The sequence below is a fragment of the Priestia sp. 40 genome (genome assembly GCF_049368575.1).
GTDB classification, from domain to species: Bacteria; Bacillota; Bacilli; order Bacillales; family Bacillaceae_H; genus Priestia; species Priestia zanthoxyli.
The window spans coordinates 41,685-66,367 of sequence record NZ_JBMPZA010000029.1; the positions used below are offsets into that span (position 1 = coordinate 41,685).

23 protein-coding genes are annotated in these 24,683 nt (G+C 34.0%); 3 read left to right on the top strand and 20 right to left on the bottom strand.

The features are described 5' to 3' along the window. Positions 1 to 647: 647 nt before the first annotated feature. Complete coding sequence (locus ACO1DI_RS28465; RefSeq protein WP_423145822.1) at positions 648 to 2,618, bottom strand: primase C-terminal domain-containing protein; 1,971 nt, start codon at positions 2,616 to 2,618, stop codon at positions 648 to 650. Between the two features lie 1,108 nt (positions 2,619 to 3,726). Between ACO1DI_RS28465 and ACO1DI_RS28470 the strand changes: the two genes are divergently transcribed. Next, positions 3,727 to 4,311, top strand: coding sequence for a helix-turn-helix domain-containing protein (locus tag ACO1DI_RS28470; RefSeq protein WP_423145823.1), 585 nt, complete (start codon positions 3,727 to 3,729; stop codon positions 4,309 to 4,311). Between the two features lie 285 nt (positions 4,312 to 4,596). On the opposite strand, the gene ACO1DI_RS28475 is transcribed toward ACO1DI_RS28470, so the two are convergent. Both ACO1DI_RS28475 and ACO1DI_RS28480 read right to left on the bottom strand, forming a co-directional pair. Further along, positions 4,597 to 4,761 (bottom strand): hypothetical protein, encoded by a 165-nt coding sequence (locus tag ACO1DI_RS28475; protein WP_423145824.1) that lies wholly within the window; start codon positions 4,759 to 4,761, stop codon positions 4,597 to 4,599. Further along, positions 4,748 to 5,269: a hypothetical protein gene (locus ACO1DI_RS28480; RefSeq protein WP_423145825.1), complete on the bottom strand. Its 522-nt coding sequence runs from the start codon at positions 5,267 to 5,269 to the stop codon at positions 4,748 to 4,750. Before ACO1DI_RS28480 ends, ACO1DI_RS28475 begins: the two co-directional genes overlap by 14 nt. 283 nt (positions 5,270 to 5,552) lie before the next feature. Here ACO1DI_RS28480 and ACO1DI_RS28485 point away from each other — a divergent pair, with 283 nt between their 5' ends. Beyond that, a complete protein-coding gene (locus ACO1DI_RS28485; protein WP_412036067.1) occupies positions 5,553 to 5,792 on the top strand; it encodes a helix-turn-helix transcriptional regulator in 240 nt (79 codons plus the stop codon). 328 nt (positions 5,793 to 6,120) lie between these two features. On the opposite strand, the gene ACO1DI_RS28490 is transcribed toward ACO1DI_RS28485, so the two are convergent. The 17 genes from ACO1DI_RS28490 to ACO1DI_RS28570 all read right to left on the bottom strand — a co-directional run bounded on the left by ACO1DI_RS28490 (position 6,121) and on the right by ACO1DI_RS28570 (position 23,161). Continuing rightward, entirely contained in the window at positions 6,121 to 6,420 is a 300-nt protein-coding gene (locus ACO1DI_RS28490) for a hypothetical protein (RefSeq protein ID WP_325076138.1), read from the bottom strand. 208 nt (positions 6,421 to 6,628) lie between these two features. Beyond that, on the bottom strand, positions 6,629 to 6,775 hold the full coding sequence (locus ACO1DI_RS28495; protein WP_423145826.1) for a hypothetical protein: 147 nt from the start codon (positions 6,773 to 6,775) through the stop codon (positions 6,629 to 6,631). Between the two features lie 99 nt (positions 6,776 to 6,874). Further along, positions 6,875 to 7,090: a hypothetical protein gene (locus ACO1DI_RS28500; RefSeq protein ID WP_423145827.1), complete on the bottom strand. Its 216-nt coding sequence runs from the start codon at positions 7,088 to 7,090 to the stop codon at positions 6,875 to 6,877. A 486-nt stretch (positions 7,091 to 7,576) separates the two neighbouring features. After that, complete coding sequence (locus ACO1DI_RS28505; RefSeq protein WP_423145828.1) at positions 7,577 to 8,350, bottom strand: hypothetical protein; 774 nt, start codon at positions 8,348 to 8,350, stop codon at positions 7,577 to 7,579. 32 nt (positions 8,351 to 8,382) lie between these two features. Continuing rightward, positions 8,383 to 10,305 (bottom strand): SIR2 family NAD-dependent protein deacylase, encoded by a 1,923-nt coding sequence (locus ACO1DI_RS28510; RefSeq protein ID WP_423145829.1) that lies wholly within the window; start codon positions 10,303 to 10,305, stop codon positions 8,383 to 8,385. A gap of 181 nt (positions 10,306 to 10,486) precedes the next feature. Next, complete coding sequence (locus tag ACO1DI_RS28515; protein WP_423145830.1) at positions 10,487 to 11,011, bottom strand: hypothetical protein; 525 nt, start codon at positions 11,009 to 11,011, stop codon at positions 10,487 to 10,489. Positions 11,012 to 11,171: 160 nt separating this feature from the next. Then, positions 11,172 to 11,297, bottom strand: a complete 126-nt coding sequence (locus ACO1DI_RS28520; protein WP_423145831.1) for a hypothetical protein — start codon at positions 11,295 to 11,297, stop codon at positions 11,172 to 11,174. Between the two features lie 81 nt (positions 11,298 to 11,378). Then, positions 11,379 to 12,101: a hypothetical protein gene (locus ACO1DI_RS28525; protein ID WP_423145832.1), complete on the bottom strand. Its 723-nt coding sequence runs from the start codon at positions 12,099 to 12,101 to the stop codon at positions 11,379 to 11,381. A gap of 22 nt (positions 12,102 to 12,123) precedes the next feature. After that, positions 12,124 to 12,690 carry a hypothetical protein gene (locus tag ACO1DI_RS28530; protein ID WP_423145833.1) on the bottom strand — a complete coding sequence of 189 codons (567 nt, stop codon included), beginning with the start codon at positions 12,688 to 12,690 and terminating at the stop codon, positions 12,124 to 12,126. A 21-nt stretch (positions 12,691 to 12,711) separates the two neighbouring features. Then, positions 12,712 to 13,179 carry a hypothetical protein gene (locus ACO1DI_RS28535; protein ID WP_423145834.1) on the bottom strand — a complete coding sequence of 156 codons (468 nt, stop codon included), beginning with the start codon at positions 13,177 to 13,179 and terminating at the stop codon, positions 12,712 to 12,714. A 210-nt stretch (positions 13,180 to 13,389) separates the two neighbouring features. Then, on the bottom strand, positions 13,390 to 13,731 hold the full coding sequence (locus ACO1DI_RS28540) for a hypothetical protein (protein WP_423145835.1): 342 nt from the start codon (positions 13,729 to 13,731) through the stop codon (positions 13,390 to 13,392). 528 nt (positions 13,732 to 14,259) lie between these two features. Then, positions 14,260 to 15,876, bottom strand: coding sequence for a type I restriction-modification system subunit M (locus tag ACO1DI_RS28545; protein WP_274582763.1), 1,617 nt, complete (start codon positions 15,874 to 15,876; stop codon positions 14,260 to 14,262). 18 nt (positions 15,877 to 15,894) lie between these two features. Continuing rightward, on the bottom strand, positions 15,895 to 17,112 hold the full coding sequence (locus ACO1DI_RS28550; RefSeq protein ID WP_423145836.1) for a restriction endonuclease subunit S: 1,218 nt from the start codon (positions 17,110 to 17,112) through the stop codon (positions 15,895 to 15,897). 42 nt (positions 17,113 to 17,154) lie between these two features. Then, the gene (locus ACO1DI_RS28555) at positions 17,155 to 20,211 is read right to left on the bottom strand and encodes a type I restriction endonuclease subunit R (RefSeq protein ID WP_423145837.1); all 3,057 of its coding nucleotides are present in this window, start codon (positions 20,209 to 20,211) and stop codon (positions 17,155 to 17,157) included. A 4-nt stretch (positions 20,212 to 20,215) separates the two neighbouring features. Beyond that, entirely contained in the window at positions 20,216 to 20,794 is a 579-nt protein-coding gene (locus ACO1DI_RS28560; protein ID WP_274582760.1) for a restriction endonuclease subunit S, read from the bottom strand. A 685-nt stretch (positions 20,795 to 21,479) separates the two neighbouring features. Further along, complete coding sequence (locus ACO1DI_RS28565; protein ID WP_311265227.1) at positions 21,480 to 21,884, bottom strand: RidA family protein; 405 nt, start codon at positions 21,882 to 21,884, stop codon at positions 21,480 to 21,482. 182 nt (positions 21,885 to 22,066) lie between these two features. Further along, positions 22,067 to 23,161, bottom strand: a complete 1,095-nt coding sequence (locus ACO1DI_RS28570) for an NADH:flavin oxidoreductase (protein ID WP_423145838.1) — start codon at positions 23,159 to 23,161, stop codon at positions 22,067 to 22,069. A gap of 189 nt (positions 23,162 to 23,350) precedes the next feature. Between ACO1DI_RS28570 and ACO1DI_RS28575 the strand changes: the two genes are divergently transcribed. Beyond that, a complete protein-coding gene (locus ACO1DI_RS28575; protein ID WP_423145839.1) occupies positions 23,351 to 24,214 on the top strand; it encodes a LysR family transcriptional regulator in 864 nt (287 codons plus the stop codon). Positions 24,215 to 24,683 lie beyond the last annotated feature (469 nt).

Sequence of the window (24,683 nt, forward strand, 5' to 3'; positions counted from 1 at the left end):
CGAGGAACGAGGTTCATAGGGTGTTAGGTTCCGAGTTGTCGTGAAGTACGTTTCTAGGGTGAAGTGTATCGATTCGTATGGTTACCAGCATGTGTAAGGCCATGTTGGGTTGACGCTAGGTGCGCCCGCCGCCGATACGAATAACGGATACAAATAAAAATAGGAGTACTAGTAGGACTTCTCCTATCGGTACATGATTACTAACGTAATCAATGTTACCTCAAGGAAAGTATCTTGAAAAAAGTAGGATGTTTATTGCTTACTTCCATGATATTCCTTCGCCACATGTGCTTCAAGGGATTTCCAAAGAAAACAACCTAATACCTAGTAGAAGTTTTACTACATAGCCCTTTAAGGTCACATTTTTTAACAGAACTGTAATAAAACCTCCTATTTTTATTACTTTCATCCTAATGCATATTTGTTGTAAAACATGCAAATATTTATTCAATCATGTATGAGCTATCATACTAAGTCATGTACCACTTCAAGCTTTAATCAGACATCGCCAAAATTGAGGTTGCAATTGCCTTTTGTGAATCATTTTTATACAATGACAGTGATTATTCTGTAAGGAGAATAGTTACGTTCGTGAGTCGCATCAAGAAAGGATTTTAGATCTTTTCTTGATGCTTTTTTTATGAACATTAATCATCTGTTTTCATAAAAAGTTTGAATTGATTTAGACTCGAAGTAAGATCAAAAGCAGCATGATTTGTATAATGCTTGCGTCTTTGGCGAGCTGATTCTTCACGTTCCAACTCTCTTAATTTAGCAACTTGCAGCTTTCGATCCACTACATGCTTTTTCTTTAATGTCTCTTCTAACTCCATACCTACATGAGACAATATGACGTCACTTACAAGCTCGATCTCTTCCACAAATTGAGTCAGTTGAGCAGATCGATGCTTCTTAAACAGACCCTTCATGACCCCAAACAGGTACTTAAAGAAAGCATCTTCCCCTTGGAAATCCCCGGCAAGGACAGAACCCTTTTTCTGAACCGTTAAGCCCACAGCCTCCACCGATAAGCGTACATAATGCGGAGTAGACGAAATAGAACGATAAGAAATACCAAACTCTTTAAAGGCTAACTGAACTTTCCCCCAAGCCCGGAAAATAAAACGACCATCCGTAAAACCCCTGTTAAACAATGCACTAGTAAAGGCGGAAGGAACATTCCTAGGAGTAGGTGCCGGCTGTAGACTAGTAGAATACGTAGGAGGTAAATTTAAGGTACTATGTTCAGAAGAACGAGCAACCTCCATACCCGGAGAAAGCGATAGAGCCGTCCCACCCACCACCGTATCTTTAATTGTATTTGAATTGAGCCCATTATTTTTAGGAGCAGGGTCTTGCTCTTTTTTTGAGGCTTCAGATTGCGTTCTATGGGCCTTTACTTCGTCAATGATACATAACTCTGTTGAAGCCCCTCTTCCTTTGCCAGAGACCTTTTTCGAAAGGATTTCTTGCTCTTCCAATCTAGCAATTACTTTTTTGAACGTTGCATAAGGAATTTTCTTATCAGCATCCACACTCGAAGTGATTTGATCCGAAATATCACGCTGTGATCCTGAGACTTGTCCTCCTTGCGCACGGATGAATGCTAATACGTCCCCTTCCCACTCCTCGATATGACTGTATGTACGTTCTTCACGCGGTTTCGCTTCTTCCCAAACCACATAGCTAAATAACATGCCCGATAACTCACGAATTTTTTTCGCTGATGGAGCATGGAAACGGCCATTATAGGCACTCTTAACCTTACGTTTAACCTCAATTTGACGCATTTGAGGCGTATTTTTTTGATTCCAGTTATGTAAGTATCCTTCTGCTGTCTTTTCATCGTATCCAGCTGCCTTATAAGCAAGCGCAAGTGTGTAGCAAGCCGTATCACGTTGGCCTTCATTTACACCTTCTAGGATCTTTTGAACAGCAGGATGTTTTAAAAGAGATTCATAGCCTTTGCAAAAGCCTTTTTTGTATGTATGTACGTCTTGTTGCTCTTGTTCCTGAACCAGTTGGAACCATTCACATAGGTCATCAAACGATACGTGCTCTTGTGAATGAAAGACCGTATTCTCCTCCGTCGGTAAACGGAATAGTCGCTCTGGACCAATCGCATTTATGTCTCCTTTTAACATCTCAGCAATACACGTTTGAATACGACTATAATGTGCATTCAACTTGTCCGAAGCACGTTTTGACTTATCTAAAAACCAGTGAACATGAAACCCTTTAGAAGGCGTTTGAATGATTAAAGAAGGCGTTGGAAGCCCTGCTTCTGTAATTAACTCTTGTACATCTGGAAGAGTCATCCCCTCGTTCTCACCGTTCTTTGCATCAATATCAATCGACATCGCATTGATCCAACGTAGCGTACTTAGACGACGTAGATCGTTTCGATAAAATGTATTGGGCGTAAAGTATGTATAGTCTTTGCTGACATTAAATAACGAACCATATGTACGAACAGCTTTTGTTGTCTCTTTCGTAAAGTCTTTTGATACAAAAACCCACCCTAAACGGCTACTGTAACCGTTTTTTTGCTTTTGTGTTTGTTTTTTTGAATATTCCGTCAACTGGTTCCCGTAGATTTGTTGCGCAAGGTTTCTCATTACATGTGTCCCTCCATTTATTCGGAAACACAAAAAGCGTCGTTTACCGTTAAGTGGTAAACGACGCTTTTACATAGAGAGAAACCCTATAAATTTAGCGTTACCTGTTCAAATTAATCACTCATAATATCTTGATTATATTTTCTACTTGTAGTAAAATTCCAAGTAGGAAAATACATTATGTACGTTGAATACGTACATTGAGTGAAAAGCTTGAGCAGCAGTTTACCGTAGTGTCGTTACGGTGAACGATTAGATAGGATTGCCGTCCGATTCTAATCGCTTGAGCTTTTTGCTTTTTTTCCGTTCATTTAGTTGTACTTCTATGATACTGCTAAACTTAACCACTTTACAAGTATAAAATAAAAAAACATAACCATTTTATTCTAAATTATCTGACAACTAATCATGCAAACTATTATCTCTTACGCTGATTTTTAATGCCTTGTTCCCTTAAAATATGTTATAATACTGGCGTATTATTTATCGAGTATTATGTTACAGAAATACACCTTTAATGCTGTAGTCTGTGTTCAAAACGCGTAGAATCTTAAAAGATTCTACGCGTTTTGTCGTTTTTAAAGTACGATACTTTATTTTTAAGTATATTGAATTTTATTATACCTTAAAGAATTAGGTTATAATTAAGATAAGATTATATTAGTTAACCTAAAGTTCAATTAAAAATTATATAAGTCCTTGTGTACATAGGTTTATATCTTTTAAGTTGAACTTACAAACCTCTATAATAACATGTATAATATAATAATCACCCTTCAAGTTCAACTAGTTAATTTAATTACAAAGAAAGATTAAAATCCAAACATTAAGTTAAACTAAAGTTAAACTAATGTGTTTTTTTACTCATTCAACACTAGTTTCAAAGTATATTATAGGCACTTTAAACCTTTTAACATATGTACTAACATTTAAAGTAACTATCTTTACAAAGAAACAAATAAAAAATTTTGAATTTAAAAAGAGGATATATTATGCTGATTACATAATAGTTCTCTATAACTTTTAAATTAGGTTCTAACTTTTATAGTGCTGATAATCAAGTTTACATAAGTTTAATAGCTATATTGATAGGAAGAGAGGTAAAAACATGAGTACTGACGATAATCAAGTTAAAAATCAAGCTGTTGAAGAGCAAACAGAAGAACGTGAATACATTATAAAAGATATAGCAGAGATTTTAGATGAAGAGTCACATACCATACGTAACTGGTTAAAAGAACTTGAAGGCTATATTCCTTTCACAAAAAAGAAAAATGGATATCGTATTTTTAAAAAAGATGGTTTAGAAAGATTTCAATTAATAAAACATCTAAACCGAGATCAAGAGTATACACTTAAAGAGATAGCTTTATACCTTGATACTGGAGGAGAAGCATTCAAACCAGTTCCAGAAATAAGGGCTGATTCCATATTAGCTGATGAAATGAGAAGGATGAGAGAACGTCTTGATCAGTTAGAAGAACGTGATAAACAACGGGACGAAGTACTTACAAACTTAGCAGAACAGCTAACTAAGCAAAATGCTTATATAGAACATACCTTACAAGAAAGAAATGAAAACCTTACTGCTGCTATGCGTGAGATGCTAGAAGGTAAAAAGCTTACTGCAGTGAGTCAGACTGAAGACCAACCTACTAAGAAAGGTTGGTTACAACGATTATTAGGTAAGTGAAATTGTAGAAGTGAGTATTCAAACACATACAATTGTTTTTCAGTAACCTTTACTTTTAAAGTAATAAAATAATTTTTATAATTGGTAAGAAGCAATACAATGGAATGATTTTATCTCATTGTGTGCAACAAAAAAGCCTTGTCCTTCTAAGGACAAGGCTTTTTTCTATAAAAATATGAATACCTTGAACAAAGACCGCCCATTACCCCTAGTGTATAAGGCGGTCTTAACTATATTCATGCTATATGTTTATGGCCAAAATATCGACATTATTCTAAAAAGACGTCAGGAAAAAAAAGCAATAGCCAAAATTGTTGCTAAACAAGCTAAAAAGATATTCCCTCCCCAATCTCTTTTTCCCTTTTCATCCACCAAATAGCTATTATAAGAACCTTGAATTGGTTCTATTTTAAGCTTACGCTGCTGCTGAACCTCTTCATCTAAGATCAAGTCGTATTCCTCCGTTGTTTGATAATTGTATGGCAGGAAACGTCCTTGTTCGTCTCTCAATCGGTTGCTGACGTCTCTTAGACTCTGTTTGTTCTTCATTGATAAAAAGCTGCTGTTTGGGTTGAATAATTGTTTCTGATATTGCTCTACTATTTGTTGATGTTCCAAATAGTGTAGGAGCATTTGAAGACGCTCCTTTTCGCTCACTGTTATCACATTCACTTCCTCCTTTCTCTTCAATAATAGGCTCTTGCTCCATCCATAACTGGTGGGAAGAAGATTTCCATGGAGAGGAGGGAAGAGGGACGTCACTCATTTTATACTTTTTCATTAGTGCTAAGAAAATAGGGTTGTGCGCTGCTGTAAAAAGCGCACACCTCATAATTTGATTTCGGTCTAACTCGGTAGCCTGAAAAAGATGATTTACATATGTACGATAAATAGAATGATACCGCACAGTTGGTCGATAAGTGTCTACTTGATTTTTCGACTTCTTATTTTTCTTCATACGCGTTTTTATCTTTCAATATGACCTCTAACATCTGTTTCCCCTCTAGCGTTAAATAGACGTCTTTTCGACTTAATAACGAGATTGCTAATTCTTTTGTCATTTAATTCGCTCCATTCATGTTAGTTTACAGTGACGTCTTGCTCTGACGTCTTATTAAATGTTATGAGCCAATGCTTGTCCACTATGCCTACTTAAATAATCATTTATGTATATTTTTGTAGGCAGTTTGGAAATACTGCTAATACATAAAATCTAAAATGAGGGAGCTAGTTGATTACTAATGAATTTTTTCGGCTTAGGAAAACCCTATAAAACCAAATTGGGAAGGTACCTCGAATCTAAGGGGATTAGTGTTACATGGTTAGCAAAAAAGACTGGTTTAAATAGAAATACCATAAATAAGTTAGTTAACGAAAGTAAAGATTATTCACCAAAGCTAGTGACGATTAAGAAAGTTATGAAGGTAATAAACACTGAAATTGATAAAAATAAAAAAATACATGATTTTTTTGATATTTGATATATAAATACTAAAAATATGCGCTATCATTGATATTAAAGCTTTCCAGTTAATGTTTCATCAAAGTTTCGTCTATGCTACAATAAATTTTTTTAGAGTACATAAATAAAGCCTTTAACTTTTATATAACCTCTTAAAAACTTAATAAATATACTCATCTATATACCATTAAAACCATTTACTAATATATAATATAAAAACTACATGCTTTTTTATAAGAACAGCTGTATAATCGACGTCTAATCGATGAATTCCAACGTACCAAAAACACCTAATTTTAAAATTAGGTGTTTTTAATTTAACTTTTAATTCTAACTTCTTTTTTAACTCATCCATTAAACACATCAAATGGAGCTCCACTTTCTTTTTGACGTATTTCAATGGCCAGCACCCATTTATATATGTGAGCAAGTGTAAAACCTTTTTTCTCCAAATCCTTTGGGAAACAGTCTGGATGATCGCGAAGCCAATAAAGACGTTCAAGAGCTTCTGGCATGGACCCGAAACTGTATAGAGATTTACTTCTCACCTTTTTTCCTTCACGATAGGTTTTTTTTATAAATAAATAAGTTTTCCCTTTTGATTTTTGCTTTGCAAGATACCCAGGCTCTGTTGTTTTTACTTTCATAAAACCAGCTCCTTTTTTTGGAGTTTTACTACAATTTTAGATTCTAAATGTGTAGTAAAACTTTTATCAGTATGAAACCTTTTACACGTTGGTCAATTCAAAAAAAGATTTACCATATAATATTTGTTGAATATTCAGAAATATATATAAAAAAATTTTCATCTCTTGAAGCAATAGCATACTTTAAAAAGGCTTTTATCACGCGTTTTTAAAACCTCTCTATACAAATCGAGTTGCTGACGATTTTTTCATACTCCTCTTGAAACTCATCTTCATTCATATTTTTCAACTGCCCACTAGGATATTTTAAGAAATGACGTAAAACAGATCGATAATAACTTCCTTTTACTTTCATTTTTGAAAACTCCTAAAATTGAAATTTTATTCTATAAATAAAATATAACATATAATTATTAACATGCAAATAATTATATGTTATATATATATATTTAAATTACTTTCTATTTCTTTTGTTTTTAGCGTACTCTTCCAAATCTGCCCTTAAATATAATCGTGTTTTTCGTGCCTCTCCAAATTCGATAAAAGCTTTTATTTTCCCATTAGCTACTGACTGATTAAAAGCCGTTACAGATTGGCCAGTTATAGCCCGTGCTTCATCTTGCATTATTAAATTTTGTTCTATCCACTCTTTTATTTGTTCAACCTTCATTTTCTAGCCCTCCCAATATGTATGTATAGTATATTTTACATACAAATAACTATATGTAAAACAGCCGACCATTATTGTTTGCTTTTTTTAGCAAAGTGAGAGGCTTTTGAAGCCCTACCCAAAATCACGTATAGAATTCCAAAGAGGAGGCACCATCTCGCTCTTTCGTTTCTCTGGCTTAACTTCCTTATTACAAATTTCTAAATTAGCTCCAATACGTACACAAAGCCTGTATTAACGCAGTAACACTACCGAAGTAGCTACTGGATTAATGAACGAAGCAGATGGCTTTTAGATACTATGTAGGTACCGCGGCAAGGTTACTAACTTATGACCTTTCTAACAATTTCAACCTAGCATAAAGCTATTCTCATTACTAAGTTACCTTTTATCAAAAAACACCCATCATACAGTAAGTATGATGGGTGTTTTTTATTAATTATGCTTTGGGTTTATATCTTTTAAATTCCTAAGCGTAAATTATTGTTAATTTAATATAATATTAAGCGTATTCCTACATTTTGGACATTGAATTTGCGAATGTCGTTGTATTTCAATCCTATCGCCAACAATCGTATTTTTACATATAGGACATTTTCCTTTTACTTCATTTGGGTTACCAAAAATTAATGTCCCCCCTTCACTAAATCCTATCGATTCACCCGTAATCTGAATGTCCCCTTGTTGTGTAATCCCATTCATCCCAACAGTACCTATAGAATCTTTAAATTCCGTACTCTGTAAATAATTAGATGAATGATTTGTAGCACGTAAATGGGTTCGTCTTGAATTGATTTCAACATTTTGTAAACGATTATGGCTGTTATTATTGGCCGAAACTGATGTAAAATCTCCATTAATGATTTGGTTAATTATAGTTTGTGTACTCCAATTCTCTGTTTCGACAATAAATTCAGAAGGTAGCTCTTGTTGCGCTTGTTCAATAATTAAATTAATTTTATCATCTAGTGCTGACACGGCTGATACAGTAGTAGCCATTGATTGAATTTTCTCTACGTCATTTTCGAGTGTAGATATGCGTGTATTAGTTTGATAAATATTATTACGTAATTCAGTGATTAATAAGTTTAGGCTATGGTTGGCAACTAATTTGTTAACCAATAGAGCAGCTTGTTGGTATCCAGGAACCGGAATTAATGTAGCTAAAAAAGTATAATAGTCTAAATCCTCAGCAACTTGTTGATTCGTAGGTATGGTTTTTAAATAGGTTTTAATTTGAGTGATTTTTTCTTTAATCACTTTTCAATCTCCTCTTCTTTTGATTTTCACCTTTATTTTTCTGCATCTTTCTTTTCTTGGTAACCAAAGTACATTTCATCACTTTTACTTTTAATAATAAGATCAATCATGTCTAAACCTTCTTCAAGTTGCTTAACAACCTCATTGTTATTTTCTAGATATCCATCTAATGTTTCTACGAAACTTTCTCCTAAAACAATTTTTTGTCCAAAAATAGTGACTTCTGCAGATTTATCAATTACATGTTTAAACGGCAAGCTTTCATTTTCTAATAGATTATTAATTGTTTCTTTATTATCTTCTGCACTTACGCCAACATTAAAAGAATTTACTTTATGCTTTTGTTTATTTACAACCATAAGTGCCTTGTTTAAAGCTTCTTTATCTTCTTTATTCAGCTTTTCAGGGATAGTAAAGTATACTCCAAAGTGATTTTGAACTTCAAATACGTTTTTATAAAGTGTGGCATAGAAATTTACTTGATCTATAAGAGCAATCCCTTGTTCATTTTCTGCTACTACTGTGTCTTTTGGACTTTGGAGAGGAAATACATTTTTATCAGTGAAATTATTAAAAATTATAGTATAACCATTTATAAACCAATTTTGTAAAAAGGTACTTACTTTGTAATCTCTAGCAAGATTTCCTGAGTGTTTAAATGAAATATTAATTGTCTGTGTTGAAACATCCTCAACGGTTTTAATAATTGATTCTATAGTAAATGATTCATGAATAAATTTGATTCTGGTTGCATTTATCGTTTTAAATATATGAACTTTAATATCTTCTATAATCTCATTTGTTTCTTTTATTACAAAGTTACCCTCTAAAGTTCTATCTGGATATTTTATAACTCTCATATTCATTTTTTCGGTAGAGGAATCGAATGGTGGAAAGAGTATTCCTTTATACTCCGATATAATATTACTTATAGCTTCCCCACTAATGTCCATTTCTTGATTTTCAATATCATTCGTTAAAAAATTCATAAAAGAGTTATGCTCTTCTTTTCTTATATCAAATTTTAAATTTAAAGGTTCCTCTTCATCTTTAGTCCCAAATTCAACTAAAGAAGATTTTCCTTCTTTATATTCAAATTTAGCCTCAATATCTCGTTTTTGTAATAATTCATCTACTTCTGCTGGTTGTAGAAAACCAGCTTCATAATCTTCCACAACTTTTGAAATTATTTCAGAATGAGCTGCATCTATAAATTCTTCCCCAGTCATGTTTATATAAGTAATTCCTTTTCTGATAAGGTTTTGTACTTTATATTCTGGTAAATTGGGAACTACTAAAAAGTTTTCATGTCGGAATTTCCCCACTCGTTCAGTTAACTCATCTAATAGTTTAATTACATTTGGATCTTCAAGTGAGTAACCTAAAAATAGGAAGGAAGTTTCATCTGCTAAAGAAGTAACTTTATTCCAAAGAGACTGATTCTGATTTGTAAATGAGAAGAAATTATTATAATTAGATGTTGTTAGTACAACTGAGTTAGGGTGACTCATATCTCCATGAATTTTATATAATTTAACAGGCGTATTTGCCAGGGGTATATGAGAATTTTCAAGTATTACGGAAAGCTTAGATTCATCATAAGCTTTTTCAAATAAATTGTCATAGTTGGTTGTGACAATTTGTTTTATTTGAGGGATTTCTGCTAATTTTTCGTGATATTCAATACTGTTTGGTTTCTTTTTTAAATGAGAATTAATTATCTGAAAAACTTCTAATGTTGAACCATTATTCATTTGCACAAAGGCCTCTGCAACTTCAGGTAATGTTCTTTCCTTAAACTCAGATTGATATTCTTTAGGCATTTCTTTCACTATATCAGCTGCTAATCTTTTTCCCGTAGGTAATCCTGCATAAAGAGATAAGCCAGCCCCTGCCCATAATGTAATACCGTCTCTTCTAATCTTATTTATTACTCTCTGTAAATTTATATCCATTATATAAAGCCCCCTGATGATAATATGCTTATAATTATACCAATAAATTCTAAAAAACAGCTAAAGTAAGCAATAATGTAAAAATACTATTTCATAAGTTTCTAATAACGGTAAATTACAAATCCATGTTGTATATGTCATACACTTTTACTTCCCCTTAAATTTCAAGGGTGATAGTATTCTATCCAGCTCTTTTTGTTCTCCAATCAAAACGATTTGTACATACTACATATTTTTTTCCATATATATCTCTAGCAATAATTCTAAAATCGATTGGGTCTAACTTTTGGAAATAAAATTCCGTTCCATCATCATATTCGATTGTGGTTGAAACTTTAACTGTTTCTACTGTTCCAGGAGAAATATTCAGCGATCCACGTTCAGCTACTTTTTCTTCATATAGAACTTTCACATTAGGAGCTATGTTGTATGACTGGTCTTTAACTTTAAAATCCATAAAAAAATCTACAATACCTGTAGTAGCTTTACCAACATTAAAAACACTAAAAAGCACCTCTATATCTGAATGTGTCCCACCTATAGGAGAAGGTAAAATTTCTTTACCGTTTATATCTTTACCTGTGTATTGCGAAAGGTTTAAATTCTTCATCTCAAATTTCAACTTTGGTTTATTTTGTAGATACTCTTTAAGCCATGCTAATAAAAACCCTAATAAAACACCTAAAATCGGCATAAAATCTTTCAATGTCCTATCCCCTTTAAAAAATAAAAAACGATGTTTTGGATTAAGAACTACATAAATGAACTTGAGTTTGAATTATATAGATAAAAAAAACCTTAAAAGAATGTTTAAAATTCTATTGCCCTAGAACTTCCATTACACCTTCCAAGGTAACGTCTTTTGGCTATTGATCAAATTCCGCTTGCTCTTCTTTACATTCTTTAGTAATTCTTTGCCCTAATTCTTCAAATGAAGTTGATCCGTTTTCGACTAAAATTTCTAATATAACCTTTGTAATAGCCTTATTCATAGTTGAATCTGCTGCTGATATTCTTAGTAAGTTATTTTCCGTTTTTCACTTCCTGTCTTTATTATGTAGCAAAAAAACCTATTATATATAGTTTTTAAAATAAAAAGCACCTAAACTGGTGCTTTTTATCTTTTCAACTACTTCTAAGTAATCGCTAATTACGCCTTCATTTAATTTATCCAGCAAATCATTTACATGACCTGATAATTTAGCTTTATAGACTCCGTCTTCTAAACATTTATGAATACCCATGTCACATTCCCTACTAGCTTTTTTAGAATCCTTAGATAGCTCATCAAATACTTCTAAAAATATTCGAATAGTTTTTAAGAAGTGATCTTCTTCCGAATTTTCATTTTCAGGTTTATTCAAAGCCTTTAAATTAGAAATTCCCCCTTCAAAATCTTCTGGAGAAATAATCTTTAGAGCATCAGGAGGTATAACTGCCATTATTCCATCCTCAACACTTTGTTTAGTTAAAAAGCCTATTTGAAATTCATATCCTGTCTGCCCGGCATTCCTACCAAGATATGAAAATCCGACTGTAGTAGTTTCCATGCGTTCGCTGTATTGATGGGAGTCTTCTAAAGTTTTATTCATCGTTTCCTTAAATAGCTTAATAATTTGACCTGTATGACTTATTTCAGCATTAGAAAGTTTTTCATTGAATGGATAAACAAAGTTATATAAACCAGATCCAGTAGCCCAACCCATATTTTTTAAGTTAATCAACTTTTCGTTACCATCTGTATGATACTTTTCTTCATCCCCTAGACCGTAATTATAGCGTTGATCACTTAACATAATAGATATTAATAGTCATTTTCTATTTACCCCCGTCTAAATAATCCCACATTATATCTTTTAGCTTTTCTAACCTCTTTAACTCTGAGCTTAAAAATTGAACATCCGTCTCTAACAACTTTTTTAATTGAGGATCTAGCTCGGTACTACTTAGTCCCACTAAACCTGCTGCAATCGTTTTAGCTGATTTAATTTTGGACAACATTTGTTTACAAGTAATATACGTATCAACAGAAAAAGCTTTTTCATCAATCGTAAGTAATTTTTCAAGATACTCATCAATCTTAAATGTATGGCTTTGAAATTTCTGAATATCAGCGTATTCTTTATTTTCTTTATCTAATAGCTCTAAGATTTCCCCAAACTCAAATATTATCACCCTAACAGATGAAGAAAAGTTAGTTATCTGCTTAATAAATTCTTCATTTTTATCTTTTTGCTGCCTTCTAAATTGTTCTTTCATTACGTTAATTGCATATTTACCTGCCAGATAAGCCCCTAAAAACGATCCAATAATTGTACCTATCGTTTGAATCCAAGCATCTGGAGTTACTTCAGACCAAAATCCTATTATAAAATTGCAGTTCAACTATTTTCCCCCTAGATGCTTCTAATCGTTATAAAGATTAGAAATTGTAAAATCAATCATATTACCTCTAATATCAAGAAGGTTAAAAGTGAACTTCTTTTTTCCATAATCAATTTCTACTTGAGGATTAGACAATTCAACTTCTACAGTTTGAGGCTTTTGTTCACTTGATGAGACTACAAGTACTGCTGTATCTTCATAATTAACCTCTTCCAGATACACAGAAACCTTATTATCAAAAAGTGCTATACTTTCCCCTTCCATCACAGTTTTTTCTGATAAAACATCCTTGTTTACATCGATATTTTTATAATTAGACAGTTCTTCCTTTTGCTCCTGAATAGTGTCCTTTAAATCAGAGATTTTTTCATCTTTAGGACCAATAATTAAAGCAGTAACAATCCCATAAGTAATTGCTACTGATGCAATTACTAAGGCAATTCCAATTGGTAACCAATGATTTTCTATACGTTCTTTAAAAGTAGTCATCTACTGCACTCCAATTATTTCTATAGTTTTTGCTTATTACTACCATATTTCCATTGTTACTATGGACAACAGCTATTGATATTTCTCAAATATTTATATCTACTTCCTTACGCATCAAATTTCAATGCATATCTAGTTAACATAATTATAGTTATGTAAAATTTCATATTAACTAAATCACTCAAAATATAAATGTTATTTATTATAATTTCATAATCTTTTATCCCTCATTTGATTTAATCTTTCTCTCTGTTTTTTTTCTGCATATGTACTGTATTTTAAGAAAAAGAAGAATAAAATAAAAGCTACGATAAAGACAACATAAGTTGCTAATCCCCCGCCTTGAGGATTACCCAATAATTCAAATAAGTTACCTATAAGAAAAAGATATAGAAATATCCCCATTAGTAAAATAGTAATTACGTAAAGTCTCGTCTTACGTTTTAGCTTTTCTATGTCTTTAAAGTTGTTGTGAGCTAGTATCTTGGTAAGATGTTCAATAAAAAAAATGATACAAGCAAATGATACAAGCATAAAAAATATATTGTTCATGATCCTCCACCTTTAATTTTGAATGACAGTAACTTTACCACCTTTAAGGTACAGATATCATTAGCCACTACAAATCTAATATACTACAAGAAAAGGCTTATTTGTTACTTTTTTACTATACTATCTTCATAAATACATAGATAATTTACTACATGTGGTACTACCACACATCCATCAAGTAAGAAAATGGACTATCTCTAAAGAGAAAAGTGTCAGATACACTGTGAGAATAAGACTTCTTGTTACACCATAGTTCAGATTATCAGAAGTAAAAAATATATATAGATAATCCTAAAAGGTATACTTTTACGGACAAGATATTTAAATTAATTGTAAGATGCTAAAGTATTTATTATAGTTTTTGAAATATAGACATTTCTTCAAATGGATTATAATATCAAGTTGGTACGAACATGGCATGTACTGAAGCCTTATATAATATCAGCTAAGTCCCCCAACTTACGCTGTTCTCAAGTGTTTGTGAAAAGAGCCAAGGTTTAAATCTACCTTAGCTCTTTTCTAACACTATTACTTACCTAAAAGACTGATAAATTTACTCAGCTCTTCTTTAGCTTCATTGGTTGTCCCGTTCAACTCGTTTAAAAGATCAAGCAATTTATCATACGAATTTGTAATATCTGCTTTTACTTCTGTCAACTCTTGAGCCACTTGTGAAAGTGGAATAGCTTCTTCTTCTTCAAATGTGTAGACATAACGTGGAATGTTCAAATTGTAATCATTTTCTTTAATTTCATCCAAAGATGCCACATAAGCATATTTTTCAACGTCTTTACGGTTACTATGAGTTTCGATAATTTTGTTGATGTTCTCAGCAGTGAGTTTGTTTTGGTTCTTTCCTTTTTTAAACTCATTTGAAGCATCAATAAACAAAATATCTTTACTCTTGCGAGCCTCACGACCTTTGAACACCAGCACACAGGTTGGGATGCTTGTGCCATAGAACAAATTAGCTGGCAGTCCAATAACAGTATCTAATAGATTATTGTCTATGATATTTTTGCGGATTTTACCTTCAGAGCCACTTCGGAAAAGTACACCATGTGGCAACACAATTGCCATTGTTCCGGATTTATCCAAATGGTAAAGACCATGAAGAACAAAGGCATAATCTGCCTTTGATGCAGGTGCTACACCATAACCCTTGAAACGTGTGTCTTTATCTCGATCAACGTCTTTTGTATCCCATTTTTGAGAATATGGGGGATTAGCCACGACTGCGTCGAACTTCAAAGGAATTTGTGTGCCATCTTTTTCAGCAAATGGCCAGTCAGCATTAAGTGTGTTTGCACGTTTCAACTCCATATTTCGATAGTTAACGCCATGCATCATTAAGTTCATGCGAGCCAAGTTATAAGTTGTCGTATTCAACTCTTGACCGTAAAACTCCACGCTTCCTTCTTTATCACCATTTGGCAATTCTCTTTGAACTGTCAAAAGAAGTGAACCTGATCCCATTGTAGGGTCATATACTCGAAATTGTTCGCCAGTACCAGCTGCATCAATTGTGACAATCTTTGCTAGGATTTGACTAACTTCATGAGGTGTATAGAATTCCCCACCTTTTTTACCAGCATAGGCAGCAAATTGCCCAATTAAATATTCATAAACGTCACCCAGAATGTCATGCCCTGAGTCGTCTTTGAAAGTGAACTCGTTAATCATCAAAACGATATCATTTAAAGCCTTTGCACGTTCGTTTGTATTTGAACCTAGACGTGTGTCCCCGAGGTTAATATCTGAGAATACGTTAGCAAAGTCGGCTTCTGCGACTGGGTTACGTTTGGCATTTGTGTTGAACGAGTCAAACATATCTTGGAAATCGCTAGCTTTGATTTTGTGATTTTCAATTTTTGATACGATTTTGTCCCAGGTATAGGCTGGGTCAATCGCATATCCGATACCTTTACTGATTTCTTCAAGGTAATCTTCTTTTTCAGTGTCATCTGTCACTTCGTAGAACTCTTCCAAATCATTGGCTTTTAAGTATTCATCTTGATTCTCTGATAAATAGCGATAGAACATAAATGGTAAAATATAATTCTTATACTCACTTGCATCCATAGTTCCACGCAGTTTGTTAGCCATTCCCCATAGACTTGATGTAATATCTTTTGCATTACTCATTTGTGTAATCTCCTTTTCTTATATAAACATTTGTTGAAGTAGTGATTTCTTTAAATTTTCAAGCAAATTTAACTCACGCTGATGAAGGGTGATGAGGTTGCCCAAGTCCTTAAATATCTTACCGACTTTCTGCTGTTCCTGAACAGATGGAATCGAAATAATTAGTTTTTCAAAGTCTGGCACATTAACGGATTGTACAGTTGTCCCCGTCTTAACTATTGAAGTGAGAATCATATTTTCTTTCATTTCAAGTTGGCTGACGAAGAAGTCTGTTTCTAATATCTCATTATCAAAGAACAGAGCCTTAATATCCTGGTTTATTGCAACATCAACTGTTGGAAGGGTAATTGGAAATTTTCGAGCAAGAATTCCGCTCCTTGAGACAATTAGTGGAGTGAATGCTGGAACAACTTTTGTAGCTGATTCACGCACAGCTTTTTCAGTTATCGTATAAGTCCCCGCCGAAACGTATCTACCTTTAATTTCCTGTGATGAGAGCCAAACAATTTCACCACCCCAGTAGGCCTTGTTTGCTTTTGAAGGTGTGGCTCCACCGACTATTTTTACAACATCCCCCAACTCACGCTGTTCCCAAGCATCGGTAAATCCTGCAAATCTGATTTCAGGAACATCAGATCCATCTTTCGGAAACATTTTTTGAAGCAGACTCTTTTTCGTATCCTGCAACAGTTCCAACTCGCGCTGATGAAGGGTGATGGTATCGTCCAGTTGTTTGAAAAATGAACCTATTTTTTTTTGTTCTTTCCAACTAGGTACTCGTATAGGGATTTGATAAAACGACTCTAATTCAAGATTTCGACGAACAACACTCGCTCCTTGTGTCGAAGCATTTTTGTACTCTTCCAACATTCTTGGAAGTCTAAGTTGTGGTTCGATGAACTGGCTATCTAAATCTACAAACTTAAACGTCTTATAGCTAGGTGATACAAGTCCTTTACCAATGTCATTAACGTTAATATTTCCAAGCCAAAGATTCTGTGGGGACAGTACTAAATCACCATCTTCAATAATTTTATATCCTAAGTTTGATGTCCCCGAGACTCGACCATTTCTAATTTCCATCCCAGAATTTGTACTTGATAGAACAGTATATTCATTTTCAGTCTTTGTCTTAATACTAAATTCTTTTAGCATTTCTCCCAACTTTCGCTGTTCCCAAGCATCGGAAAATCCTGTAAATCTGAATTGAGGTGACTTTGTTATTTTATCGCTCATTTCTGTTCTCCTCTTTGTAGTCTACTTAATTTTATTACTTGACTATTCTCCATTCTTAATTTCGTCAGCCATTTCGTAAAATGCCTTACGGAATTCGATGCGATATCGTACCCAGGTCAATTTTGCAATATTTTCAGCTGCAATTTCTTTATAATCAGCTCTTGCGTCATTCATGATTGCTGTTAGCTCACCTTGTTTATCCATATCCTCTTGACCTAAACGGTGTTTCTTAATTAAGTTTTCAAGTTCCTTAGGTTTTATGCTGTTATCAAGTCCCCAAGTACGTATGAAGTTCGTTACAAGTTGAATATTTGTATCTTTTTGCGATTTGTCCATCGCTTGATTCATTTTTTCAACACTTCGAGGTGCTGGATAATCATCAAATTCAAACTCTTTTGAGAAAATTTTAGATACAAAGTTACGCATCTTAGATTTTTCTTTTTCATTGTCAGACTTGGCAATTTCAAGATGGATTTCATCACGTGTACTTTCCGCCTTCGACATATCGTCCGCGTGAACTTCGTCAGCCATCTGGGCGATCAATTCAATTAAATAATCATAGTTGATGGTAACATCGTGAACATGAACCATAGTGAGATTGACTTGCGAAATATCAATGTCTTCTCGCTTTGCACGTCGTTCTTTCAACTCACCGGCGATTACAGTTGTTAAAATGACTTCCTGCTCTTCAGTAATACCTAGACGTTCATAGAACTCTTCAGGATTATCATAGGCTGAAATAGGATTTTTGTCATCATCTTCGGTATATTGTTTCAACTGACTCAACAAGCGATTATATTCTTTCAGATTCTCAAAAACTTCATCCTGTGCTTTTTCACTTGGTGGTAATTGTACAAAATCGTCTGTGAGCTTTAGGAGCTTCTTGATGACTCCTTGCATCTCAGCTTGAACCTTGCTAAATGGTTTGGAAGTGATACCCGACTCTTCATTTCTTTTCTTCAAGTCTTCAAGTGGAAGCTGTTCGTTGGCAGATGCACGATTTGAATAGATAGCAAAAGCCTTATTCATTTCATACTCGTTTTGCTCTGGCCAACGATAATTCACGACATTTCCCCAAGGCTTATCAACAAGGTTATGCATTCGGTTTGTACGTGAGTAAGCCTGAATCAAGTTGCCACCCTTAAGCGTTCGGTCAATATAGAGTGTATTCATTTCAGGAGCATCAAAACCGGTCAAAAGTTGATCAACAACGATTACCAAATCTAAATAGTTACCATCATCAGCTGTCTTGTTAAGCCGACGTGCTAAGTCTTCTGTGTATGCTTTAACTGTCGTCATATCAAAAGCTGTGCCAAACGTTGCGTTATAGGCTCTAATGGCTATGTGCAAGTTTTCGTTCGTTTTTAGTTGATGAATACTATTGGATGTATCTGCCGAGAAACTCACTGCAACTTTTAGTCGTTTATCTGCTGGACGATTCGCATTCTCTTCCGCGAACTTATCGAAGTATTCCATTGCTCTTGGTGTACTTGCTTTGTTACCGCCAACATGGACTGTAAACAAGGCATTATATTTATGGTCATTTGAACGTTTCTTCCAGTTATCGAAGATGTCTTTAACTACCAACTCCACATGTTCTGGACTATAGTCGTAAACACTACCACGAACGTTATCATCGATATCATCTTCTGTAGGGTCTTCGGGAGCTTCTATAGTTTCCTTGAATTCAACGTTAAACCCTAAGACGTTTTTATCAGCAATAGCTTCTTTAATGGTATATGCATGTAGTAGTTCACCAAAGATATCTCGTGTTTTAGGGAATTTTGGTGTACCGGTATAGCCCGCCCATGCAGAATTAGGAATAGCTTTTCGGATTGTTTCAAGCATACCTTCACTTTCATTACCGTCACCAGTTGAACGGTGAGCTTCATCAACAATAAACAGAATATTTTCATTAAGTGGCTTGAAGATGTCCCGGGCTACATAACGCGACATCTTTTGGATACTTGTCACAATGATGTTCTTATCACTTTTCTTCGTTAGTTTGCGATGGAGGTCTGAAATATTGGCTGTGTCACCCACGACACCAGTTTTTCCTTCAAAGCTCGCAACAGGATCATAGGCTTTATAGGCATCAGCTGTTTGGTTGGTAAGTGCTATTCGGTCAACCAAGAAGACAACTTTATGTACATTAGATAGACGGCTTGCAAGCCACGCTGTCTTAAAACTGGTGATTGTTTTACCTGAGCCTGTCGTATGCCAAATGTACCCCAATTTACCATCGTCATATTTGAAGTCAAACTTTCTAACTTTGTCAAGCACACGCTTTGTTGCATAGACTTGATAAGGACGCATTACTTTGATACTTTCTTTGTTTTTTGTACCATCAAGTATCATGTATCGTGTTGCCAAATCATGAGCCATTGGAATGGACAACACTTTATCTGCAAACGTCTTCCATGAACGAATTGGGCGAGCATCATCTTCGTTTTGCCAGTTGAATGCAAAAGCTCGGTTAAAGCTTCGAAGTGGGGTATTAGCCATGTAACGAATATCAAACTGCGTCATTGCGATTAGAATCTGCAAGGTTGAAAAGATACCACTGTATTGTTTTTCAGCAATATACTGTTCCATCTGGTTCAAGGATTCTGTAGCGCTGTGAAGTGCTTTCTTTAATTCGATTTGAATAATTGGCAAACCATTAATAAGCAACGTCACATCAAATCGACGGTTAGGCTTACCATCAATTACTTTTGGGCGTCTAATTTGATTTACCACTTGATAAACAGTGTTCCCGCCTCCTACTTGGGCTTGGTCGAATACTGTCAAAAACACATGCTTACCATTGTCAAGGTCAACTTCAATTTCAGAAACACCGTTAACACCATACAAAAATTGTCCAGCCTGATATGGTGATTCAATATTAGTGATGATTTTCTTCACCTGGTTAAATTCAGTGACAGACAAGGGTTCATTTAAACGAGCGCGATTGTTTTGTTCTAGGATCATTTTAAAGTTATCCCAAAGCTGTTCGGTTGTTTTAATGTCTTTTTTGTATTCCCATTGTTTTACTCCACCGATTTTGGTCAAATAATCGATGACTTCATTTTCAAATGCTGTTTCCGATTGACTTTTCATTTGATTAGTTCCCCTTTAAGGTTTCTTCTATCATTGAGCTTGTAAACTGCTCAATCAAGTCTGCATATGTGTTTAACTTATTTTGTAGCTTCAGTGTTTCTACGTATATAGCGCCTATTTTCTTCTGTTCTTCGATTGAAGCAACAGGAACAATAATTTCCCCAAGAGCACGAAGCGGAATTCTTAAAACAGGACCACTCCCCTGTAACTCCCTTTCTTTTTGTCGCCTCACATCTTTGTAGGCATTAAACAGGAAAAGAAAATATCTCTTATCAAGTTGTTCGCTATTAAACTCTATCTTTGTAAAGTTGAGGGACAACACTTTACCAATATTATTTTTACCGACCATTGTTGCAAGCTGTAATGAGTTACTGATAACAACATCACCTTCATTTAATGAAAGGTTATTTTGAGACGAAGATTTTGGCTCATCTCCAACTAATACGTCCTCATGATTATAATCAGCTTCAAAAGACAGCTGATCATAATAATTTATTACCTGAGTACCAAACTGTTTTTGCGCCCTCGTTGGATTTATACCTTGAACGAATGTTACGAACTCTTTTAATCCTCTTTTTTCCAAATGAATCACCCCCTAAACCAGAGATTGTATTTTTTGAAATATTTCTATATTACATATTAAATCACATTTAAGTCGTTTCGTCAAACGATAATATGTAATATTTTTATATTTCATATTATCGTTTGAGTATTTTAGGCGTTTTATCGTATTTACTTTATATCGGTAGAAAAAAAGTATAACTAAATAGTTATTCATTTTTATGATTAACTTTCTAATATCTCTTATTGTGTTAGGTAAATAGTAAAATACTTTATGAAAATATTTAGTTTTATAATTTACTCTTAGTGACGACAAAATACAACGTTATTCTCTCTATATATATAAATCGTATAATCTTATAAAAGATAATACGAGATTAAAAGGAATATAGATTTTTGAGTAAATTAAATTTAATGTTATTAACAGAAGTAATAGGTAACGTGCTTTATTAAAAATAGTTATACCTTTTACATAACTTGTGGAAAAACTCCATATTTGTCGTCAGATGAAGTAAATATTAAAACTTTATTTTTCAGAAGTTAGTTTATCTATTTACCTCTATACATAAAGTACATCAATTATTCGTTTTGAATATAAGTTACATAATTAAAAATTAACCAAATAAGACCACCTTATAATTTACTTATAAAGTGGTCTTTACTGTAACCAGGATATTAAATGTAGAAGAATGAATATTTTTTAAGTACTAACTATTTAAATCCAGTCTAGCAGTCACTCGAATTTCAACTAACTGCTCTGGGAGTGCTAAAGCCGATATTCCAACCGTTGTACTAGCTGGATGATGATCCTTGAAATATTCAAGGTGAAGTTTTTGTGCGGCTTCCCAGTTCTCTTGTAAATTGACGATCAATACTGTGTCGTCGACAATATTTTTCTTCGTTGCTCCAAACGCATTAAGCACTTTGTCTATGTTTTTAAAAGTAGTTCTTACTTGAGTTTCAAAATCACCTTCTCCAATGAAATTGCCTTCCTCGTCGTGTGACAATTGGCCGGAAACATAAAGAGTATCTCCTACTCGAACCCCTTGGCTATACCCAAATGACTCTTCCCATGGAACGCCATGCTTAAATGTACTGATCTGTTTTGACATATATTTCTCTCCTCTTCTAGTTGAGATAACTGCACAATAAACATCTATTTACTATAAGTAGGCACTCTTATGATACCTACTTTCTAAAACGATAGTACCACCATAGAAGAGTTGATTCCTTAAACAAAAATCAACTCTTTAATTGATTTCTACAAGGATAAGCTTACTATAATAGGAAAGGTTTATAATTCAAATTCCTTAATTTTAGCATCGGGTCTTAGCACTTTTTCTTGGTTGAACTCTGTCAATGGTTTTTCATTTTTAACTTTGCTAACCCAATCATGATTGGCTAGTGCTCCTTTTCCTAACGTAATCACATCGGCTTCCCCCTGCGCTATCATATCATTAGCTTTAGAAGGATTCTCTAGATGTCCATTTGCGATTACTGGGATTCTTCCATACTTCTTCGCAAAAGCTGCAAGAGACAGATCACTAGTATCAAAGGCTGGCTGCCATGCTTGATACTCCGTCACATGAATATAATCTAGACCAGTCTGTCCTAGCTGTCCAAAGATAATGGCAGCATCTTGCTCTTTTCCTGCCCATTTGTGTGCATAATCATTGACCTTTCCTTGTGAAATTCTAATTCCTACTGTGAAATCAGGACCTACAGCTTCACGTACAGCTTTAGATACTTCAACTAATAAACGAACTCGGTTTTCTGTGGTTCCTCCATACTCATCTGTACGTTGATTTGTGTAATCAGTCAAAAATGCATCTAATAAGTACCCATTTGCCCCATGTATTTCTACTCCATCAAACCCAACGGATTGAGCCTGTCTCGCTGCATTGACAAATCCATTGATAACATCTGTAATTTCTTCTTTTGTTGCTTCTTTTGGAAGTGAAAAAGGTCCTTTTCCCCCATAAAACTCAAGTTGTTCTCCTTTTGGTTGAACAACGGACGGAGCAATCGTTCCTTCCATAAACCGATTCCCTTGTGAAAGTGGTCCGGTATGCTGGATTTGCATAAAGATTTTAGCGCCTGCTTGATGGACAGAATCAACGACTTTCTTCCATTCTTGAGCTTGTTTGTCATAAACAATACCCGGTTGTTTAAAATAAGTCTGACTATATCGATCATCAATATAGGTTCCTTCTGTAATGATAAAACCGAATCCCCCTTGCGCAAAAGAAGTATAATAGGAAATCATTTGGTCCGTTACTAACCCTTCTTCTGTTGCACTTGTACGAGTCATCGGTGCCACGCCAACTCGATTATTTAATGTAGTATTGCCTAAGGTCACAGTTTCAAATAAATTTCCTGTATTAGTCATTCTAAAAACTCCTTCTCTTAATTTTTTTATTTCATATATCTCATGAAGTACATCGCCTAATCAAATTACTAACTTAAATCACTTTGAAATCTAAATACAGTTACATTGTAATATGGTGTATCAATTTAGTAAAATAGATATAAATGAACAAAACGTTCAATAAAATCGAACGAAAAGGAGACATATAGTATGGAGCTTCGACAACTTGTGACCTTTAAAACCATCGTAGAGAAAGAGGGTTTTAAAAAAGCAGCCGATGAACTAGGCTACGCTCAATCTTCTGTTACGAATCATATTAAAGAGCTAGAGGCAGAACTTAACCAGCCGTTGTTTGATCGTTTGGGAAAACGAGTAGTCCTTACTGCTTTTGGCAAACAATTCTTTCCATATGCTATAAAAATTATTAACCTTTATACGGAAATTAAGGATCGTGCCCATCAAAACAATGAACCTATAGGTGATTTAACAATTGGAGCATCAGAGGCTCTAACCACGTGTCGGTTACCTCAAATATTACTTGAGTACAACCAAAGTCACCCTAAGGTTAACTTATCAATTAAGTCTATCGACCATCGAAATATACTATCAGAGCTTCAACAAGGGAATATCGATTTAGCCTTAGCTTTAGAAAAAAATCAGTGGACAGTAAAAGACTTACACATTGAAAAGGTTAAACAAGAACCAATGGTATTATTGACTCCTTTAGAAGAGAAAGAGAATAGTAAGACAGTTCTGTATACGGAACGAACATGTGCTTACAAAAGTATATTTGATGATTATATTGAGGACCATCGTATTGAAGTAGACCGGAGCGTTGATTTTGCTAGTGTAGAAACTATAAAACAGTGTGTAATTAGTGGATTAGGTACTTCTATGTTGCCTTACTTTACGGTAAAAAAAGAGCTGGAAAATGAGATGTTAAATGGAAAAACCATTAATGATGAACAGTATGGTGTTTCGACATTTATTGCTTATCATAAAGATAAATGGGTTTCTCCAGCTATGGAGAGTATGATTTCTTTGATTCATACCTATTCTAGATTGTGGGATTGAGCATAAGGGGGGCTACTTGAACACGGATGTTACTTGCTTTACCTCATTTATTTAATAGTGCATTGCCCGTGAAAGTAGCCCTTTTTAGAATCGCGAGAGTTCTAGAAAAAGCCCATATTTATCGTCGGTTAGTATAAATAGTGAAACATGAATAATAAATAAAATACTTTAGTAATTACTTAAATAAAAACAAAACTTAAGTAAGGTAGCTTTCTAAAAACAAAGACCATCAAAACATTTATTTTTAAGAATATATGTATATGAATCTACAAATTTGGCCAAACTGATAACATATTCCCCCTATTCCAATAAGTTTGAAAACCCTTTGCCTACATGAGCAAGGGGTTCTTTTTTATATGAGATTACCTCTTAAGGTTAAAATCTATATAAATATATATCAAATGAAATAGTTGTATATAAAAATAGACTGCAACAATAAAAATATGCTTTCTGTTGCCTTTGACAAGAC

What these genes read in the sequence shown, in the direction of transcription:
- ACO1DI_RS28465 (WP_423145822.1), bottom strand. Translation starts at nt 2,618, where the DNA reads ATGAGAAACCTTGCGCAACAAATCTACGGGAACCAGTTGACGGAATAT.
- ACO1DI_RS28470 (WP_423145823.1), top strand. Translation starts at nt 3,727, where the DNA reads ATGAGTACTGACGATAATCAAGTTAAAAATCAAGCTGTTGAAGAGCAA.
- ACO1DI_RS28480 (WP_423145825.1), bottom strand. Translation starts at nt 5,269, where the DNA reads ATGAAGAAAAATAAGAAGTCGAAAAATCAAGTAGACACTTATCGACCA.
- ACO1DI_RS28485 (WP_412036067.1), top strand. Translation starts at nt 5,553, where the DNA reads ATGAATTTTTTCGGCTTAGGAAAACCCTATAAAACCAAATTGGGAAGG.
- ACO1DI_RS28490 (WP_325076138.1), bottom strand. Translation starts at nt 6,420, where the DNA reads ATGAAAGTAAAAACAACAGAGCCTGGGTATCTTGCAAAGCAAAAATCA.
- ACO1DI_RS28495 (WP_423145826.1), bottom strand. Translation starts at nt 6,775, where the DNA reads ATGAAAGTAAAAGGAAGTTATTATCGATCTGTTTTACGTCATTTCTTA.
- ACO1DI_RS28500 (WP_423145827.1), bottom strand. Translation starts at nt 7,090, where the DNA reads ATGAAGGTTGAACAAATAAAAGAGTGGATAGAACAAAATTTAATAATG.
- ACO1DI_RS28510 (WP_423145829.1), bottom strand. Translation starts at nt 10,305, where the DNA reads ATGGATATAAATTTACAGAGAGTAATAAATAAGATTAGAAGAGACGGT.
- ACO1DI_RS28520 (WP_423145831.1), bottom strand. Translation starts at nt 11,297, where the DNA reads ATGAATAAGGCTATTACAAAGGTTATATTAGAAATTTTAGTCGAAAAC.
- ACO1DI_RS28525 (WP_423145832.1), bottom strand. Translation starts at nt 12,101, where the DNA reads ATGTTAAGTGATCAACGCTATAATTACGGTCTAGGGGATGAAGAAAAG.
- ACO1DI_RS28535 (WP_423145834.1), bottom strand. Translation starts at nt 13,179, where the DNA reads ATGACTACTTTTAAAGAACGTATAGAAAATCATTGGTTACCAATTGGA.
- ACO1DI_RS28540 (WP_423145835.1), bottom strand. Translation starts at nt 13,731, where the DNA reads ATGAACAATATATTTTTTATGCTTGTATCATTTGCTTGTATCATTTTT.
- ACO1DI_RS28545 (WP_274582763.1), bottom strand. Translation starts at nt 15,876, where the DNA reads ATGAGTAATGCAAAAGATATTACATCAAGTCTATGGGGAATGGCTAAC.
- ACO1DI_RS28550 (WP_423145836.1), bottom strand. Translation starts at nt 17,112, where the DNA reads ATGAGCGATAAAATAACAAAGTCACCTCAATTCAGATTTACAGGATTT.
- ACO1DI_RS28555 (WP_423145837.1), bottom strand. Translation starts at nt 20,211, where the DNA reads ATGAAAAGTCAATCGGAAACAGCATTTGAAAATGAAGTCATCGATTAT.
- ACO1DI_RS28565 (WP_311265227.1), bottom strand. Translation starts at nt 21,884, where the DNA reads ATGTCAAAACAGATCAGTACATTTAAGCATGGCGTTCCATGGGAAGAG.
- ACO1DI_RS28570 (WP_423145838.1), bottom strand. Translation starts at nt 23,161, where the DNA reads ATGACTAATACAGGAAATTTATTTGAAACTGTGACCTTAGGCAATACT.
- ACO1DI_RS28575 (WP_423145839.1), top strand. Translation starts at nt 23,351, where the DNA reads ATGGAGCTTCGACAACTTGTGACCTTTAAAACCATCGTAGAGAAAGAG.